Genomic DNA, 17,665 nt, shown 5'->3' with positions numbered 1-17,665 from the left:
GGCCGCATCAAACGAAACGGGCGGCCTGGCCGCCCGTTGCTTCCTTCCCGTTCGCCCGCGATGCACCGCATCGCCTGCGCATCGCGACGGCGCCGCCGGAGCGGCGCCTAGAACTGCACTTCCGGCTTCGACGCCGAGCGCGTGCCGGGCACCGGCCGGTTGCTTGCGCCGTGGTACGTGTACACGAGCGAGAACTTCACCTGGTCGGAACGGTTCTGCCCCGCCGAATGCAGCGTGTTGCAGTGGAAGAACACGACGTCGCCCGTCTGCAGCGGCGGACAGGTGGCCGCTTCGATCATCCTGCGGTTCTCCGGCACATCACTGCGGAAGAATTTCGCGTCATCGAACGCTTCCGGCCCGAATTCGGCCGTATGCGAACCCGGCACGAGCCACAGCGCACCGTTCTCGTTGGTTTCGGGCCCGAGCGCGAGCCACACCGACACCATGTCCGGGCGCTCGAACGCCCAGTAGCGGAAATCGCGATGCCAGCCGGTCAGGCTACCGTACGCCGGATGCTTCGTCATCATGCAGTTGTGATGCGCACGCGACAGCACCGGCTCCTCGCCGAAATACGCGCGCATCCACGCGCCGATTTCGGGCGCGATCGCGCGCTCGGCAAACGCCGGATCCCGCGAATACGCGTCGAGCAGCCGCCGCACCGTATGCCCGCCCGGCGCGTGCTTCGATTCGGGCGCGCCCGGGTAGCGCAGGTCGGCCTCGAACTCGATCGGCTCGGCGGCCTCCCGCAACTGGCGCTCCGCGATCTGCCGGAGCGCCGCGCACTGCGCTTCGCCGACGAGGCCGCGCGCGACGACGAAGCCGCGCTCGCGCAATTCCGCGACTTGCGCGCGGATCGATTCCGACTGCAATGGAGACGACATGGGATGCCAGACGTTTATTGTGTGAATGTGACGATTGTAAATCGGCGCCGGATACCGCGAACAGCACCATTGTCGTGCGCAGGGGCATGCCAATCGCGGATTTGACCCAGCTCAAGGGAACTGTGCGGCGCGGCACCTGCCTGAGCGACAGGCGGTATGCGGCACACGCCTTGCGGCACAAGGGTTTATCGCGACTTTTGCCCGTCATGATTCCCCTGTAGCCTGACGCGGCCTGTCAATTCTGGCGGGCGCGGCGCGCAACGGGTTTCGGTAAGATCCGTTGTGCCATCCGAGGCCGTTCATACCAGTGCGCTCTTCAGGGCGCCACCCATACAAGCGAAGCATCGTTCACATGCCATTCCGTCTGACTTCCCGTTTCAACCGCGCTGCGAAGCGCGTCGTGCCGTCCGCTCCTGCCCGCTCGCTGCGCCATCACCGCGCACGCACGCAGGCGCTGGCCGAGCGTACGCACACGCACAGCCGGCTGGACGGCATCCGTGCGTGGTTCCACGCGTTTTTCTCGATGATGAGCGCGCAGGCGTTCGCCCGCCGCGCCGGCCTGCGCTCGCTGCTGCAGAAGCCGTCGTCGCTGCGCGCGCTCGCGCTGCGCCGCACGCTCGGCCCGCAGCGCCGCGTCAACCGCCCGCGCCGCCTTGCCGCGAGCAACGGCTGGTTCGGGTTCGGCGCGCGCTGAGCGAGTGTCTGGCGGGCACGGCCCGCCCCGATCGCCGCCATTGCTTCGACGATCGAAACCCATAAAAAAACCCCGGCTTGGCCGGGGTTTTTCATTTCGGGCGGACGACGCTTACGCGACGCGTGCCGTCGGCTCCACGCCGGCCGCTTCGGCCAGTGCGAGCGCCTTGTCGGTCGCTTCCCACGAGAATTCCGGCTCTTCGCGACCGAAGTGGCCGTAAGCTGCCGTCTTCTCGTAGATCGGGCGCAGCAGGTCGAGCATCTTGATGATGCCCTTCGGACGCAGGTCGAAATGCTCGCGCACGAGCTTCGTGATCACCGCATCCGACACGCGGCCCGTGCCGAACGTGTTGACCATCACCGAGGTCGGCTCGGCCACGCCGATCGCGTACGACACCTGGATCAGCGCGCGCGACGCGAGGCCGGCGGCGACGATGTTCTTCGCGACGTAACGGCCGGCATACGCTGCCGAACGGTCGACCTTCGACGGATCCTTGCCCGAGAACGCGCCGCCGCCGTGCGGTGCGGCGCCGCCGTACGTGTCGACGATGATCTTGCGGCCGGTCAGACCGCAATCGCCCTGCGGGCCGCCGATCACGAACCGGCCGGTCGGGTTCACGAGAAACTTGATGTCGCCCTTGATCAGGTCGGCCGGCAGCGTCGGCTTGATGATTTCCTCGATCACGGCTTCGCGCAGCGCGGGCAGCTCGATGTCCGGTGCGTGCTGCGTCGACAGCACGACGGTGTCGATCGAATCGGGCTTGCCGTCGACGTAGCGCACGGTGACCTGCGACTTCGCGTCCGGACGCAGCCATTGCAGGCGGCCGTCGCGGCGCAGGCTGGCCTGGCGCTCGACGAGGCGGTGCGACAGGTAGATCGGCAGCGGCATCAGTTCCGGCGTTTCGTCGCACGCATAGCCGAACATCAGGCCCTGGTCGCCCGCGCCTTGATCGAGGTTGTCGTCGTGTGCACGATCGACGCCCTGCGCGATGTCCGGCGATTGCTTGTCGTACGCGACGAGCACTGCGCAACCCTTGTAGTCGATGCCGTAGTCGGTGTTGTCGTAGCCGATGCGCTTGATCGTATCGCGCGCGATCTGGATGTAGTCGATGTTGGCCGTCGTGGTGATTTCACCGGCCAGCACGACGAGACCCGTGTTGCACAGCGTTTCCGCCGCAACGCGGGAATATTTGTCTTGCTCGAGGATGGCGTCGAGAATCGCGTCCGAGATTTGGTCCGCGACCTTGTCCGGATGGCCTTCGGAGACGGATTCGGACGTGAAGAGATAATCGTTTGCCACTTTTTCAGGCTCCTGTGTGGTTACGGTTGGTTTCACGTAGCCAGCTTCGTTGGGCCTGAAGCGGCGACGCTTTAGCGGATTACCAGGACCGGGCAGCGCGTGTCGCGCCAACCGGCTTCGCCCCGCAAGTTGTCAGTTAACTCGGCGAAGCCCGTATTATAGCGGCTTTCCTGAATTGTCACAGAGCGCCGCCCGTGCTGCATCTTCCGCTGTCTTACCACCCTGTTCGCAACGTGCCGGCCAGCCGGCCCTACGGAGATTCCGCATGCTAGGCCGCCTCGGCACGCACCTCGCCATCGGCTTGCTGAAGCTGCTCGCCCTGCTGCCGTACGGTCTGACCGCACGGTTCGGCGATGGCCTCGGCTGGCTGCTGTATCAGATCCCCAGCCGGCGAAAGCGCATCGTACATACGAATCTGAAACTCTGCTTCCCGGACTGGAGCGACGAGCGGCGCGAGGAAGTGGCGGGCCAGCATTTCCGTCATGCGATCCGCAGCTACGTCGAGCGCAGCGTGCAGTGGTTCGGCTCGGAGAAGAAGCTCGCGAAGCTGATCCAGGTGGACAGCGCGGTCGATCTCACCGATCCCGACCTGCCGCCGACGCTGTTCCTCGGCCTGCACTTCGTCGGCATCGAGGCCGGTTCGATCTGGCTCAACCGTTCGCTGCATCGCCGCTGCGGATCGCTGTACCAGCCGTTCTCGAACGCGGTGCTGGAGGAAGAGGCGAAGAAGGCGCGCGGGCGCTTCGACGCCGAGATGGTCGGCCGCGCGGACAGCGCGCGCGTCGTGCTGCGCTGGCTGCGCGACCGCAAGCCGGTGATGCTCGGCGCGGACATGGATTACGGGCTGCGCAACTCGACGTTCGTCCCGTTCTTCGGCGTGCCGGCCTGCACGCTGACGGCCGTCGGCCGGCTCGCGAAGACGGGCCGCGCGCAGGTCGTGCCGTTCATCGGCGAGGTGCTGCCGAACTACAAGGGCTATCGTCTGAGGGTATTCAAGCCGTGGGATCACTACCCGACCGGCGACGACGATCTCGACGCGCGGCGGATGAACGAATTCCTCGAGGAGCAGATTCCGCTGATGCCCGAGCAGTATTACTGGGTGCACAAGCGCTTCAAGACGCGCCCGCCCGGCGAGCCGAGCCTGTACTGACCCTGCCGCGAAACATGCGCGGGTGCGCCGTCATGTGCGTGCCTGCGCTCTCGCCGCCTTCGGCGCCCTTTGCGCGCCCGCCTGCCGCACCGCCCTCCTGTCGATCCGGCCGCTCGTCGTTCGCGCGGCCAGTCGGCCAATCGGCAGATTGCGCCCCTTCCATCTGCACGACGGACACGCGGCCCCGCCCGCGCAGGACGCCCCTGTCGGCTGCATGTATCATTTGCGGTTGAGATCAGCACGACGAACGAGGCTGCCCCGGCATGGCCGCCGGCCGTCCGTGTCGTGCCGACCGCCTCGTTCGCCATGGAATTCCGGACCCAGTGAAACTCTCGTTCACCAAGATGCACGGCGCGGGCAACGACTTCGTCGTGCTCGACGGCTATTCGCGCGCGCTGCCGCCGCTCACCGACGCGCAGGTGCGCGCACTCGCCAACCGCCATTTCGGCATCGGCGCCGACCAGTTGCTGCTGGTCGAGAAACCGACCGTCGACGGCGCGGATTTCAAGTACCGGATCTTCAATTGCGACGGCGGCGAGGTCGAGCACTGCGGCAACGGCGCGCGTTGTTTCGTGAAGTTCGTCAGCGACCGCGGCCTGACCGACAAGCGCAGCGTGCGCGTGCAGGTCATGAAGGGCCTGATCACGCTGACGCTGCAGGACAACGGCGAAGTCGTCGTCGACATGGGCGCGCCCGTGTTCGCGCCGGCGCAGGTGCCGTTCGACGCAGCGGGGCTCGACGGCCGCCAGGAAGGCCGCGACACGCTGTGGCCGCTCGACGTCGGCGGCGCGACGCGCTGGATCTCGACGGTGTCGATGGGCAATCCGCACGCCGTGCAGGTCGTCGACGATGCCGAAGCGTATCCGGTGCTGGAAGAAGGCCCGCTGATCGAGCGTCATGCGCGCTTCCCGCAGCGCGTGAACGCCGGCTTCATGCAGATCGTGTCGCGCCGCGAAGTGAAGCTGCGCGTGTACGAACGCGGCGCGGGCGAGACGCTCGCGTGCGGCACCGGCGCATGCGCGGCGGTCGCGGCCGGCATCCGGCGCGGCCTGCTCGATTCGCCCGTGACCGTGCACACGCACGGCGGCACGCTGACGATCGGCTGGGACGGCGCGCGCGACGAAGCCGCCGCGCTGATGATGGCCGGCCCCGCCACGACCGTGTTCGAAGGCGAGATCGACCTGAACGCCTGACCCTGCAACGTCCTTGATAACTGAACGCTCCAGCCACATGAACGATCGTGAAGTCGCCGACTACCTGCTCGCCAACCCCGAATTCTTCGCGCAGCACGCCGAGCTGCTCGCGACGATCCGTCTCGCGAACCCGCACGGCAAGGCCGCGATCTCGCTGCAGGAGCGGCAGATGGAGATGTTGCGCGACAAGAACAAGCACCTCGAGCGCCGGCTCGCCGAACTCGTGCGCTACGGCCACGAGAACGACAGCCTGTCCGCGAAATTCAGCCGCTGGACCGCGCGCGTGATCGCGGAGCGCGATCCGTACGCGCTGCCGCGCACGATCGCCGACGGCATCGCCGACGTGTTCGACGTACCGCAGACGGCGCTGCGCGTGTGGGACGTCGCCGACACCTACGCGCAAGCCGACTTCGCGCGCCAGGTCGGCGAGGAAGTGCGCCTGTTCACGAACGGCCTGTCGACGCCGTACTGCGGTGCGAACACGGGCTTCGAAGCCGCCCAGTGGCTCGCGCCCGCGCTCGCCGCCCCGGCCGCGAGCGCCGCGGAAGGCACCGAAGCCGCGCCGGCCGGCGACGGCTCGGCCGCGTCGGTCGCACTGCTCGCGCTGCGCGCGCCGCTCGCCGGCAACGATGCGCCCGCGTTCGGCCTGCTGGTCCTCGGTTCGCCCGATCCGCGCCGCTTCCACGACGGGATGGCCACCGACTTCCTCGCACAGATCGCGACGCTCGCGAGCGCCGCGCTCACGCGCCTGCTGCCGCACTGATCCGCCGCACGCGATGACCGACGATCCGATCGCCGCCTACCTGTCGAACCTGAAGCACGTCAGGCAGCTGTCGGAACACACGCTGCGCGCGTACACGCACGAACTCGACGAACTGAAGAAGCTCGCGGCCGGCCGGCCGCTCGACGCGCTGACCGCCGCCGACATGCGCGGCGCGGTCGCCCGCGCGCATGCGGGCGGGCTGTCCGCGCGCTCGATCTCGCACCGGCTCTCCGCGTGGCGCGCGTTCTACCGCTGGCTCGCGCAACGCATCGAGATGCCCGCGAACCCGGTGGCCGCGGTGCGCGCGCCGAAGCGCCCGAAAACGCTGCCGAAGGCGCTGTCGGTCGACGACGCATCCGCGCTGATGGACGCGCCGCTCGCCGGCACGACCGAAGGCATCCGCGATCACGCGATCCTCGAGCTGTTCTATTCGTCGGGGCTGCGCCTCGCCGAGCTGATCGGGCTGGACGTGACGTACACGCAGGCCGACGGCTACCGCTCGGCCGGCTGGCTCGATCTCGCCGAAGCCGAAGTCACCGTGCGCGGCAAGGGCAACAAGGAGCGCAAGGTGCCGGTCGGCCGCAAGGCGATCGACGCGCTGAACGCGTGGCTCGCGGTGCGCGGCGAATTCGTGAAGCACGATCCGCATCCGTTGTTCGTGTCGGTGCGCGGCAACCGGATGTCGCCGGGCGTCGTGCGCGAGCGCGTGAAGCGCGCGGCGCTCGCCGCCGGCATCCCCGCCAACGTCCACCCGCACGTGTTGCGCCACTCGTTCGCGACGCACGTGCTGCAGTCGAGCGGCGACCTGCGCGCGGTGCAGGAACTGCTCGGCCACGCGAGCGTCGCCGCGACGCAGGTCTATACGTCGCTCGACTTCCAGCATCTCGCGAAGATTTACGACAGCGCGCATCCGCGCGCGAAGAAGCGCGACTGACGCGCGTCCCGTGTTACCCGCCACGCGCGGCGGCCGGCACCGGCCGGCGCCGCGCCCGGCCCATTTCGATCTCATCATGCAAACCGTCACCCTCAAGCCGTCCAAGGAAAAATCGCTGCTGCGCCGCCATCCGTGGATCTACGCCAATGCGATCGACCGCGTCGACGGCAAGCCCGCGCCCGGCGCGACCGTGCTCGTGCGTGCGCACGACGGCCGCTTCCTCGCGCGCGGCGCGTACAGCCCGCAGTCGCAGATCCGCGTGCGGGTGTGGAGCTTCGACGAGCACGAGCCGATCGATCACGCGTTCTTCAAGCGCCGCGTGCAGCGCGCGGTCGCGCACCGCACGACGATGGTGTCGGGCACGGGCGCGGTGCGGCTCGTGTTCGGCGAAGCCGACGGGCTGCCGGGGCTGATCGTCGACTACTACGTCGCGGACACCGCCGAGGCCGGCGCCGCGCCGCGCGGCCAGCTCGTCTGCCAGTTCATGGCCGCGGGCGTCGAAGCGTGGAAGGACGCGATCGTCGCGGCGCTCACCGGCGCGACCGGCTGCCCGAACGTGTACGAGCGCTCGGACGTGTCGATCCGCGACAAGGAAGGGCTCGAACAGACGACCGGCGTGCTGGCCGGCGACGCGCCGCCCGCGACGCTGATCTCGAACGAAAACGGCGTGCGCTATCACGTCGACGTGCCGAACGGCCACAAGACGGGCTTCTACGTCGACCAGCGCGACAACCGCGCGCTCGTCGCGCAGTACGCGACCGACCGCGACGTGCTGAACTGCTTCTGCTACACCGGCGGCTTCTCGCTCGCGGCGCTCAAGGGCGGCGCGAAACGCGTCGTGTCGATCGACTCGTCAGGCGATGCGCTCGCGCTCGCGCAGCAGAACGTCGTGGCCAACGGCTTCGACGCCGAACGCGCGACCTGGCTCGACGCCGATGCGTTCAAGACGCTGCGCCGCCTCGTCGACGAAGGCGAACGATTCGACCTGATCGTGCTCGATCCGCCGAAGTTCGCGCCGACCCGCGACAGCGTCGATCGCGCGGCGCGCGCGTACAAGGACATCAACCTGAGCGGTTTCAGGCTGCTGCGTCCGGGCGGCCTGCTGTTCACCTACTCGTGCTCGGGCGCGATCGACATGGACCTGTTCCAGAAGATCGTCGCGGGCGCGGCCGCCGACGCGAAGGTCGACGCGCGGATCCTGAAGCGGCTCGGCGCGGGCGTCGATCATCCGCTGCTCGCCGCGTTCCCGGAAGGCGAATATCTGAAGGGCCTGCTGTTGCAAATCGTCTGATCGCCCCGATCTTGGCGGACACCCGGTCCGCCAGCTCCGCCTGTCGGGCCGCGCCTCGCCCCTGTCGTCCGGACGATGGGCGAGGGCTTGACAGGTATGTTTCAATGGATGGTTGTGCGCCCCGGCTCGCAGCGCGAGGGCGCGACGCACATCCTGGTTTTGACCCCGATTCACGAACCACAGGCGACCGACATGGCCACTCCCGTCACCATCCTTACCGGCTTCCTCGGCAGCGGCAAGACGACGCTGCTCAAGCGCATCCTGAACGAACAGCACGGCATGAAAATCGCCGTGATCGAGAACGAGTTCGGCGAAGAGAACATCGACAACGAAATCCTCGTGCAGGATTCGAACGAGCAGATCATCCAGATGAGCAACGGCTGCATCTGCTGCACGATCCGCGGCGACCTCGCCCGCGCGCTCGGCGATCTGGCCGCGAAGAAGCGCGAAGGCAAGCTCGACTTCGACCGCATCGTGATCGAGACGACCGGCCTCGCGAACCCGGGCCCCGTCGCACAAACGTTCTTCATCGACAGCGAAATCGCCGACGATTTCCTGCTCGACGCGGTCATCACGCTGGTCGACGCGAAGCACGCGAACGCGCAGCTCGACGAACACGAAGTGGTGCAGCGCCAGGTCGGTTTCGCCGACCGCCTGTTCATCACGAAGTCGGACCTCGTCGACGACCAGACCGTCGCGGGCCTGAAGCACCGCCTGATGCACATGAACCCGAAGGCCGCGATCAAGGTCGTGAATTTCGGCGAAGCGGACATCAAGGAAATCTTCGACCTGCGCGGCTTCAACCTGAACGCGAAGCTCGAGATCGATCCCGATTTCCTCGCCGAGGACGATCACGCGCACCACCACCACGATCACGACCATGATCACGATCACGCGAATTGCGACCACGATCACGGCCAATGCGCGCACGATCACGACCACGGCCACCACAACCATCACCACGCGCACCACGACGACAAGATCAAGTCGTTCGTGTACCGCAACGACCGCCCGTTCGATCCGAACAAGCTGGAAGACTTCCTCGGCGGCATCCTGCAGATCTACGGGGAGCGCATGCTGCGCTACAAGGGCGTGCTGTACATGAAGGGCGTCGACCGCAAGGTCGTGTTCCAGGGCGTGCACCAGATGATGGGCAGCGACCTCGCGGCGAAGTGGCTGCCGGTCGAGAAGAAAACCAACAAGATGGTGTTCATCGGCGTCGACCTGCCGCAGGACCTGATCACCGACGGCCTCGACGCCTGCCTCGCCTGACCCGCGCGGGCGCCTGCCGCACCCCGCTGCCGGCCGCCTTCGCAGGCGGCTGCGGCAGCCGCGCGACGCCTTTTCCGGGCAGGGTTTCGCCGTCATCGCTTTTTCGCGATTTGCGCGTTATATTTTCTAGATATTGGCGCGGCCGACGGGGATCGACCCGATACGGCGGCCGCTTGCGATTCAGTTACAATACGTGCCCGCTGGAGTACGGCAACAAACAGGCCCGGTTCTTGCTGAACCAGTTTTCCGGGCATCGCAACCGCGCCGGATCGCCCATCCGCCTCCCGGCCGCGGCCGATGCGATCTGCCGCGCAGCACACCGGTTCGCAGCGCGCGCAAATCCGCGCCAGGCCTATCCTGGTATTTGAGAACCGGTTTTCCAGAGGCTTTCGGCCCCGCGGCGGCAAATCGCAAATGATTGCAAGCGCGGTTGCGGGTAATCCCAAAGTGCAGGCAATATCTCTTGATTTGCCGCACATTGAAGAAGCAAGCAGATGACGAAGAAACTCTTGACCGAAGCCGAAATCCTGAAGATGAGCGACAAGGATTACATGAATGAGGATCAGCTCGCCTTCTTCAAAAATCGGCTCGAACAGTTGCAGGCGGACATCCTCAAGAATGCAGGCCAGACGACCGAGAACCTGCGCGAGACGGTGATCGTCCCCGATCCCGCCGACCGCGCGACGATCGAGGAAGAGCACGCGCTCGAGCTGCGTACGCGCGATCGCGAACGCAAGCTCCTCAAGAAGGTTCAGCAGTCGCTCGCCCGCATCGATTCCGGCGATTACGGCTGGTGTGAGGAAACCGGCGAGCCGATCGGCATTCCGCGCCTGCTCGCGCGCCCGACCGCCACGCTGTCGCTCGAGGCGCAGGAGCGCCGCGAGCTGCGCCAGAAGCTGTTCGGCGACTGATCGAGCGGTATTCCGCTCAGACACGCTGCTTCCCGAAAGCGCGCGGCCTGCCGCGCGCTTTTTGTTTTCCGGCACCGGTTCCCGGCTGCCGGCCGATTTGCCTCCCCCTCTTGATATCCCGGCGCCCGCCCTAAAATGAAACGGACGCGCGCCGGGCCGCTCCCCGGCGCACTGCGGATTCACGCGGCGGCGCGTCGCGCCGCCCGACTCTTCCCCGTTTTTCTCAAGGAACGCAGATGGAGCAATTTCACGGCACGACCATCGTTTCGGTCCGGCGCGGCGACAAGGTCGCGCTCGGCGGCGACGGCCAGGTAACCCTCGGCAACATCGTCATGAAGGGTGGCGCGCGGAAAGTGCGGCGAATCTACAACAACCAGGTGCTGGTCGGATTCGCGGGCGGCACCGCCGATGCGTTCTCGCTGCTCGACCGCTTCGAGGCGAAGCTCGAGAAGCACCAGGGCAACCTGACCCGCGCGGCCGTCGAGCTCGCGAAGGACTGGCGCACCGACCGGATGCTGCGCCGCCTCGAGGCGATGCTGATCACGGCCGATGCCACCACCACGCTCGTGATCACCGGCAACGGCGACGTGCTCGACCCCGAAGGCGGCATCTGCGCGATCGGCTCGGGCGGCGCGTACGCGCAGGCCGCGGCCCGCGCGCTCGTCGAGAACACCGACCTGTCGCCGCGCGAAATCGTCGAGAAGTCGCTCGGGATCGCCGGCGACATGTGCATCTACACGAACCACAACCGCATCATCGAAACGATCGAGTAAGGACACCCCATGAGCACCATGACCCCTGCCGAGATCGTCTCGGAACTCGACAAGCACATCATCGGCCAGGCGAAGGCGAAGAAGGCCGTCGCCGTCGCGCTGCGCAATCGCTGGCGCCGCCAGCAGGTCGCCGAGCCGCTGCGCCAGGAAATCACGCCGAAGAACATCCTGATGATCGGGCCGACGGGCGTCGGCAAGACCGAAATCGCGCGCCGCCTCGCGAAGCTCGCCGACGCGCCGTTCATCAAGATCGAAGCGACCAAGTTCACCGAAGTCGGCTACGTCGGCCGCGACGTCGACAGCATCGTGCGCGACCTGATCGAGATCTCGGTCAAGCAGACGCGCGAAGCCGAAATGCGCAAGGTGCGCAGCAAGGCGACCGACCAGGCGGAAGACCGCATCCTCGACATCCTGCTGCCGCAACCGCGCGCGGTGGGCTTCGGCGGCAACGCCGAGCACGCGAACGACGACAACAACGCGACGCGCCAGACCTTCCGCAAGCGCCTGCGCGAAGGTCAGCTCGACGACAAGGAAGTCGAGCTCGACCTCGAGCAGCCGTCGGTCGGCATGGACATCATGGCGCCGCCGGGGATGGAAGAGATGACCGAGCAGATCCGCTCGATGTTCTCGAACCTCGGCAGCGGCAAGAAGCAGCGCCGCAAGGTGAAGATCAAGGAAGCGCTGAAGCTGCTGACCGACGAGGAAGCGGCGAAGATGCTGAACGAAGAGGAAGTGAAGACGAAGGCCGTGCAGAACGTCGAGCAGAACGGCATCGTGTTCCTCGACGAGATCGACAAGATCACGTCACGCAACAACGAAGGCAGCGGCGGCGAAGTGTCGCGCCAGGGCGTGCAGCGCGACCTGCTGCCGCTCGTCGAAGGCACGACGGTCAACACGAAGTACGGGATGGTGAAGACCGATCACATCCTGTTCATCGCCAGCGGCGCGTTCCACCTCGCGAAACCGAGCGACCTGATTCCCGAACTGCAGGGCCGCTTCCCGATCCGCGTCGAGCTCGATTCGCTATCGGTGAACGACTTCGAGGCAATCCTCGTCGCGACCGACGCGAGCCTCGTCAAGCAGTACCAGGCGCTGCTCGCGACCGAAGACGTGCAGCTCGAATTCGCCGACGACGGCATCCGGCGCCTCGCCGAGATCGCGTTCGCGGTCAACGAGAAAACCGAGAACATCGGCGCGCGCCGGCTGTACACGGTGATCGAGAAGCTGCTCGAGGAAGTGTCGTTCTCGGCGGGCAACCACGCCGGCGAGCGCGTGACGATCGACGCGAAGTATGTCGACCGCGCGCTCGGCGAAGTGTCGCAGGACGAAGACCTGTCGCGCTACGTGCTGTAACGCGCGCGGCGCCGAATGAGAAGCGGGCGGCCCCTTCGGGGGTCGCCCGTTTTCGTTGGTGCGCCGCTTACTGCCGCACCGGCTTCTTCGCGAGCTTGCGCTGCAGCGTGCGGCGGTGCATGTTCAGCGCGCGCGCGGTCGCCGAGATGTTGTTGTTGTTCTCGGCCAGCACGCGCTGAATGTGCTCCCATTCGAGCCGGTCCACCGACAGCACGACCGGATTCTCGAGCGCTTCTTCGGCCTGCACTTCGGTCGCGTTGGTCTGCAGCGCGGCCAGGATCGACTCGACGTTCGCCGGCTTCGCGAGATAGTTGTCGGCGCCTTCCTTCACGGCCTGCACGGCGGTCGCGATGCTCGCGTAGCCGGTCAGCACGAGAATGCGCGCATCGGGCTGCAGGTCGCACAACGGTGCGATCAGGCTCAGCCCCGAATCCTCGCCGAGATGCAGGTCGACGGTGATGAACTGGAACTTGCCGCCCGCGGCGAGCCGGAGCGCCGCCTCCTTGTCGTGCGCCTGCTGGACCGCGTAACCGCGGCGCTCGAGGCCGCGCGCGAGCGTGCCCGCGAACACCTCGTTGTCGTCGATCACCAGGAAATTGTTCTCGCTCATGGGGTTTCTCCGTCTACGTGTTGGTTGAGGCCGCCGGCATCGCGACGCGCACGACCGGCAGGCGCAGCACGGCCCGCGTGCCGCGCCCGGCCGCGGCGCCGGCCGGGCGGCTGTCCGGCGTGCCGGCTGGCCGTTCGGCTGCCGGTGCACCCGTGCGTGATCCCGCGCGTTGTCCCGAGGCCGCCGCCGCGTGGCCATTTGCCGCACCGCCGGCCCGCCCGTTGCCGCCCGCCGCGCGCGGCGTGACATCGGACAGTTCGATCTCGCCGCCGAGCCGCGCGGCCGCACTGAACGCGAGATACAGGCCGACGCCGTGCCCGCCCTGCGTGCTGTCGACCGGCATCGCGCCGAGCGATTCGCGCAGCGCGGCCGGAATGCCCGGCCCATCGTCGCATACCTCGAATTCGATTTCGTCGGCCGCGCGATCGTGCGCGACCTTCGCGGCAAGCGTCACGCGCTGCGGGCTCGCGCGCGCGGCGTTGTCGAGCAGGATCGTCAGGATCTGGCCGGCCGCGACCGTATCGTCGAGCGCGACGCCGGCCGGGCGCGCGCCGAGCAGTTCGAACTGCACGTGCGGATGCCGCAGGCGCCAGTGCTCGACGAACGTGTCGAGCCAGTCGTCCACCGGCTGGCGGCTCGCCGGCGCGCTCGCGCGGCTGCGCAGGCGCGCGAGCGCCGACGTGCACAGCGTCATCTGTTCCTCGAGCACCTTCAGGTCGGCCTCGTAGCGCGCCAGCCCAGGATCGGCGCGCGCCGCGTCGCGCAACTCCTCGGCGAGCATCGCGATCGTCGACAGCGGCGTGCCCATTTCATGCGCGACGGTGGCGGCCTGCACGCCGAGCGCGACCGCCCGCTCGTCGCGCAGCAGATGCGCCTGCGCCTCGCCGAGCGCCGCGTCGCGCTGGCGCAGCGCATTCGACATGCGCGCGACGAACCACGCGATCAGCCCGACGCTGACCATGAAGTTCGCCCACATGCCGGTACGGTAGTAATCGAACAGGTTCGCCGGGTTATCCATGTTGAGCGGCACCGAGTCGAAGCCGAGCGCCGCGTAGCAGGCGACCGCGAACGCCGCGAGCCAGATCATCAGGTGCCACGGCAGCACGGCCGCCGCGATCGCGAGCGACGGCAGGTACAGCGACACGAACGGGTTGGTCGTCCCGCCCGACAGGAACAGCAGCGCGGACAGCGCGCCGAGGTCGACCCACAGCTGGCCGAGCAGCTCGAAATTGGTCTCGGGCCGCGCACGCAGCACGCGCACCCAGGTCAGCGCGTTGAAAACGATTTCGAGCGCGATGACCATCAGCATCGCCGGCAACGGCAGATGCACGCCGAAATAGGTCTGCACGACGCCGATCGTCACGAGCTGGCCGATGATCGCGAGATTACGGAGCCAGAACAGGTGACTGAGGTTGACGCGCCCGGTGGTGGTGATTCGTTGCATCCGAGCAGTTTACCCGTTTAGCGCCCGGCGCCTCTAGCGGGGCCGGATCGGCGCACGCGAACGGGCGAGGCGCGTGCGTGGTGCGGCACCGTCAACCGGCCGCGCCGGCCATGCGCTGCGCGATCTCGTCGGCCAGGCACTCGGGGCACCGGCACCGCGCGCCGGCCGCGGGCGGCGTACCGCCGGGCGGCACCGGCATCGACGCGCACCAGCAGTCGAACGGCTGCGTGTGCGCGCCGCAGTCGAAGCCGCGCCCGCAGCGCGGGCAGCGCGCACGGCGCGGAGCGGAACGGGCGTCGGCGGCGGAATCGGTCATGGCGCAATCGCGGAAGCGGGCGGGACATCGCCCCACGCGACAAGCATAGCGCGGCGGCCGGATTTTGCACGTCGGCCGCCTGGCCACGCTCCACCGCAAACGCGCGCGCGCCAGCCCGCCGGTGCCGCCCGCGCGGTGCCGCCCGAATCGCGCCGCGCCATAGCCGGCGGGCCGCCGCGTGCGATGCCGCGGCGCGCCGCCGGTGTTCCGATCGGCCCAAAAACCCGATGCTGCGCTGCGCCACTCCTGTACAATTCGGCCTGTTTCAACCGTTCCCAGCCAGAGCCGCCGCCATGTCCGAGCCCATCGACCTCTCGCAGATCGCCCCCACGCTGAAAGCAGAAATCCTCGCGGAGGCGCTGCCGTACATCCGTCGTTACCACGGCAAGACCGTGGTCATCAAATACGGCGGCAACGCGATGACGGAAGAGCGGCTCAAGCAGGGCTTCGCGCGCGACGTGATCCTGCTGAAACTGGTCGGCATCAATCCGGTGATCGTCCACGGCGGCGGTCCGCAGATCGATCACGCGCTGAAGAAGATCGGCAAGGCCGGCACCTTCATCCAGGGCATGCGCGTCACCGACGAAGAGACGATGGAAGTCGTCGAATGGGTGCTGGGCGGCGAAGTGCAGCAGGACATCGTGATGCTGATCAACCACTTCGGCGGCCACGCGGTGGGCCTGACGGGCAAGGACGGCGGCCTGATCCACGCGCGCAAGCTGCTGATGCCGGACCGCGACAACCCGGGCCAGTACATCGATATCGGCCAGGTCGGCGAAGTCGAGGCGATCAACCCGGCGGTCGTGAAGGCGCTGCAGGACGACGCGTTCATCCCGGTGATCTCGCCGATCGGCTTCGGTGAAGACGGCCTGTCGTACAACATCAACGCGGATCTGGTCGCGGGCAAGCTCGCCACGGTGCTGAACGCCGAGAAACTGCTGATGATGACCAACATCCCGGGCGTGATGGATAAGGACGGCAACCTGCTGACCGACCTGTCCGCGCGCGAGATCGACGCGCTGTTCGAGGACGGCACGATCTCCGGCGGCATGCTGCCGAAGATCTCGTCGGCGCTCGACGCCGCGAAGAGCGGCGTGAAGTCGGTGCACATCGTCGACGGCCGGATCGAGCATTCGGTGCTGCTGGAAATCCTGACCGAGCAGCCGTTCGGCACGATGATCCGCTCGCATTGAGCGCGCGCCGCCCGCCTGCCCGCCCCGACCTGCCGGCCCCGCTGCGGCGCCGGCGCATCTCGCGCAGCCGGCCGCGCGCCGGCGCGCCGGTCTGGTTGTTCGATCTGGACAACACGCTGCACCACGCATCGCATGCGATCTTTCCCGAGATCAACCGTGCGATGACGCAATACATCATCGACGCGCTGCAGGTCGGGCGCGCCGAAGCCGACCGCCTGCGCACCGGCTACACCGAGCGCTACGGCGCCGCGCTGCTCGGTCTCACGCGCCATCACCCGATCGACCCGCACGATTTCCTGCGCGTGGTCCACACGTTTTCCGACCTGCCCGCGATGGTGCGGGCCGAGCGTGGCCTCGCGCGGATCGTCGCCGCGCTGCCGGGCCGCAAGCTGATCCTGACCAACGCGCCGGAAAACTATGCGCGCGCGGTGCTGCGCGAGCTGGGCATCGAGCGGCTGTTCGAGCGCGTGATCGCGATCGAGCACATGCGCGACCGCCGCACGTGGCGCGCGAAGCCCGATCACACGATGCTGCGCCGGACGCTGCGCGCCGCGCACGCACGGCTCGCCGACGCGATCCTCGTCGAGGATACGCGCGGCCACCTGAAACGCTACAAGCGTCTGGGCATCGGCACGATATGGATCACCGGCCACTTGCCCGGCCATCTGCCGGCGACCGGACGTCCGCATTATGTCGACCAGCGCATTCGTTCGTTAAAATCGCTGCGACTGGGCACACGATCGGGGCGACAAAAATGCAGCCGACTTACCCGCAGGACCAAGCCGTAACGGAAGGCCAGGCCACACCCTCGCGCCCGCGCCCGAAGCCAGGCGAGCGCCGCGTCATGATCCTGCAGACGCTCGCGGCGATGCTCGAGGCCCCGAAACCCGAGAAAATCACCACCGCCGCGCTCGCGGCCCGGCTCGACGTGTCGGAGGCCGCGCTGTATCGGCACTTCACCAGCAAGGCGAAGATGTACGAAGGGTTGATCGAGTTCATCGAACAGGCGCTGTTCGGGCTCGTCAACCAGATCGTCGCGAAAGAGCCGAACGGCGTGCTGCAGGCCCGCACGATCGCGTTGACGATGCTCAATTTCGCCGCGAAGAACCCCGGCATGACGCGCGTGCTGACCGGCGAGGCGCTGGTCGGCGAGGACGAGCGGCTCACCGAGCGCGTGAACCAGCTGCTCGACCGGATCGAGGCGACCGTCAAGCAATGCCTGCGCGTCGCGCGTACCGAGGCGAATGCGCCGCAGGACGGCGCGACGCCGTTCGTGCTGCCCGCCGACTACGATCCCGGCGCCCGCGCGAGCCTGCTCGTCAGCTACGTGATCGGCCGGTGGCATCGGTTCGCGAAAGGCGGGTTCCAGAAGCCGCCGGGCGAGCAGGCCGATGCGCATCTGCGGCTGATCCTGCAGTGACCGACGCATGACGGCGCGCCCCGCCATGCGCCCGAATCCGGGCCTCGCAATTTCCGCTATACTTTGCCGACTGTCGCCCCACGGGCGGCAGGTCGGAAGCGCGCCGATTTGCTGACTCGATTGCGGGCGCGCGAACCGGCCAGGGCGTGGCTGTGCGTTCGCCCTGGC

18 protein-coding genes are annotated in these 17,665 nt (G+C 67.6%); 13 read left to right on the top strand and 5 right to left on the bottom strand.

Annotation, left to right across the window (positions count from 1 at the left end; all coding sequences use genetic code 11):
• Positions 1–107: 107 nt before the first annotated feature.
• Positions 108–881 carry a phytanoyl-CoA dioxygenase family protein gene (locus H0X95_RS22750; RefSeq protein ID WP_006482801.1) on the bottom strand — a complete coding sequence of 258 codons (774 nt, stop codon included), beginning with the start codon at positions 879–881 and terminating at the stop codon, positions 108–110.
• A gap of 352 nt (positions 882–1,233) precedes the next feature.
• Between H0X95_RS22750 and H0X95_RS22745 the strand changes: the two genes are divergently transcribed.
• On the top strand, positions 1,234–1,575 hold the full coding sequence (locus H0X95_RS22745) for a hypothetical protein (protein WP_006492161.1): 342 nt from the start codon (positions 1,234–1,236) through the stop codon (positions 1,573–1,575).
• A 111-nt stretch (positions 1,576–1,686) separates the two neighbouring features.
• Here H0X95_RS22745 and metK read toward each other — a convergent pair whose 3' ends face one another.
• Positions 1,687–2,874, bottom strand: a complete 1,188-nt coding sequence (metK, locus tag H0X95_RS22740; protein WP_006482984.1) for a methionine adenosyltransferase — start codon at positions 2,872–2,874, stop codon at positions 1,687–1,689.
• A 265-nt stretch (positions 2,875–3,139) separates the two neighbouring features.
• Here metK and lpxL point away from each other — a divergent pair, with 265 nt between their 5' ends.
• The 9 genes from lpxL (at position 3,140) to hslU (ending at position 12,514) form a co-directional block, all read left to right on the top strand.
• Positions 3,140–4,024 (top strand): lauroyl acyltransferase LpxL, encoded by an 885-nt coding sequence (gene lpxL / locus H0X95_RS22735; protein WP_006482982.1) that lies wholly within the window; start codon positions 3,140–3,142, stop codon positions 4,022–4,024.
• Positions 4,025–4,347: 323 nt separating this feature from the next.
• Positions 4,348–5,217, top strand: a complete 870-nt coding sequence (gene dapF, locus H0X95_RS22730; protein WP_006482985.1) for a diaminopimelate epimerase — start codon at positions 4,348–4,350, stop codon at positions 5,215–5,217.
• Positions 5,218–5,254: 37 nt separating this feature from the next.
• Positions 5,255–5,980, top strand: coding sequence for a DUF484 family protein (locus H0X95_RS22725; protein WP_006495540.1), 726 nt, complete (start codon positions 5,255–5,257; stop codon positions 5,978–5,980).
• 13 nt (positions 5,981–5,993) lie between these two features.
• Complete coding sequence (xerC, locus tag H0X95_RS22720) at positions 5,994–6,914, top strand: tyrosine recombinase XerC (protein ID WP_006483686.1); 921 nt, start codon at positions 5,994–5,996, stop codon at positions 6,912–6,914.
• Between the two features lie 76 nt (positions 6,915–6,990).
• On the top strand, positions 6,991–8,205 hold the full coding sequence (locus H0X95_RS22715) for a class I SAM-dependent rRNA methyltransferase (RefSeq protein ID WP_059720855.1): 1,215 nt from the start codon (positions 6,991–6,993) through the stop codon (positions 8,203–8,205).
• 96 nt (positions 8,206–8,301) lie between these two features.
• Positions 8,302–9,477, top strand: a complete 1,176-nt coding sequence (locus H0X95_RS22710; RefSeq protein ID WP_171984008.1) for a CobW family GTP-binding protein — start codon at positions 8,302–8,304, stop codon at positions 9,475–9,477.
• Positions 9,478–9,971: 494 nt separating this feature from the next.
• Complete coding sequence (gene dksA, locus H0X95_RS22705; protein ID WP_006477498.1) at positions 9,972–10,388, top strand: RNA polymerase-binding protein DksA; 417 nt, start codon at positions 9,972–9,974, stop codon at positions 10,386–10,388.
• 236 nt (positions 10,389–10,624) lie between these two features.
• Positions 10,625–11,161 (top strand): ATP-dependent protease subunit HslV, encoded by a 537-nt coding sequence (gene hslV / locus H0X95_RS22700; RefSeq protein ID WP_006483683.1) that lies wholly within the window; start codon positions 10,625–10,627, stop codon positions 11,159–11,161.
• 9 nt (positions 11,162–11,170) lie between these two features.
• Positions 11,171–12,514 carry an ATP-dependent protease ATPase subunit HslU gene (gene hslU / locus H0X95_RS22695; RefSeq protein ID WP_006495542.1) on the top strand — a complete coding sequence of 448 codons (1,344 nt, stop codon included), beginning with the start codon at positions 11,171–11,173 and terminating at the stop codon, positions 12,512–12,514.
• Positions 12,515–12,581: 67 nt separating this feature from the next.
• Here the strand turns inward: hslU and H0X95_RS22690 are convergent, their stop codons facing one another.
• From H0X95_RS22690 to H0X95_RS22680, 3 genes are all read right to left on the bottom strand, one after another.
• Positions 12,582–13,124, bottom strand: coding sequence for a response regulator transcription factor (locus H0X95_RS22690; RefSeq protein WP_006483687.1), 543 nt, complete (start codon positions 13,122–13,124; stop codon positions 12,582–12,584).
• 13 nt (positions 13,125–13,137) lie between these two features.
• Positions 13,138–14,568 carry an ATP-binding protein gene (locus H0X95_RS22685; protein WP_006495543.1) on the bottom strand — a complete coding sequence of 477 codons (1,431 nt, stop codon included), beginning with the start codon at positions 14,566–14,568 and terminating at the stop codon, positions 13,138–13,140.
• Positions 14,569–14,659: 91 nt separating this feature from the next.
• Positions 14,660–14,884 carry a cysteine-rich CWC family protein gene (locus tag H0X95_RS22680; protein ID WP_006495544.1) on the bottom strand — a complete coding sequence of 75 codons (225 nt, stop codon included), beginning with the start codon at positions 14,882–14,884 and terminating at the stop codon, positions 14,660–14,662.
• A 293-nt stretch (positions 14,885–15,177) separates the two neighbouring features.
• On the opposite strand from H0X95_RS22680, the gene argB reads away from it, so the two are divergent.
• From argB to slmA, 3 genes are read left to right on the top strand one after another with little or no spacing between them, the layout of a single operon-like run.
• A complete protein-coding gene (gene argB, locus H0X95_RS22675) occupies positions 15,178–16,077 on the top strand; it encodes an acetylglutamate kinase (RefSeq protein WP_006490510.1) in 900 nt (299 codons plus the stop codon).
• A complete protein-coding gene (locus H0X95_RS22670) occupies positions 16,074–16,865 on the top strand; it encodes a pyrimidine 5'-nucleotidase (RefSeq protein WP_006495545.1) in 792 nt (263 codons plus the stop codon). Before argB ends, H0X95_RS22670 begins: the two co-directional genes overlap by 4 nt.
• A complete protein-coding gene (slmA, locus tag H0X95_RS22665; protein WP_012492337.1) occupies positions 16,832–17,497 on the top strand; it encodes a nucleoid occlusion factor SlmA in 666 nt (221 codons plus the stop codon). Before H0X95_RS22670 ends, slmA begins: the two co-directional genes overlap by 34 nt.
• Positions 17,498–17,665 lie beyond the last annotated feature (168 nt).

Origin of the sequence: Burkholderia sp. 9779_493, from assembly GCF_015712215.1 — a bacterium.
GTDB lineage: Bacteria > Pseudomonadota > Gammaproteobacteria > Burkholderiales > Burkholderiaceae > Burkholderia > Burkholderia cenocepacia.
The sequence above is the reverse complement of the archived record's forward strand: the minus strand, read 5'-3'. Positions and strand labels throughout refer to the sequence as shown.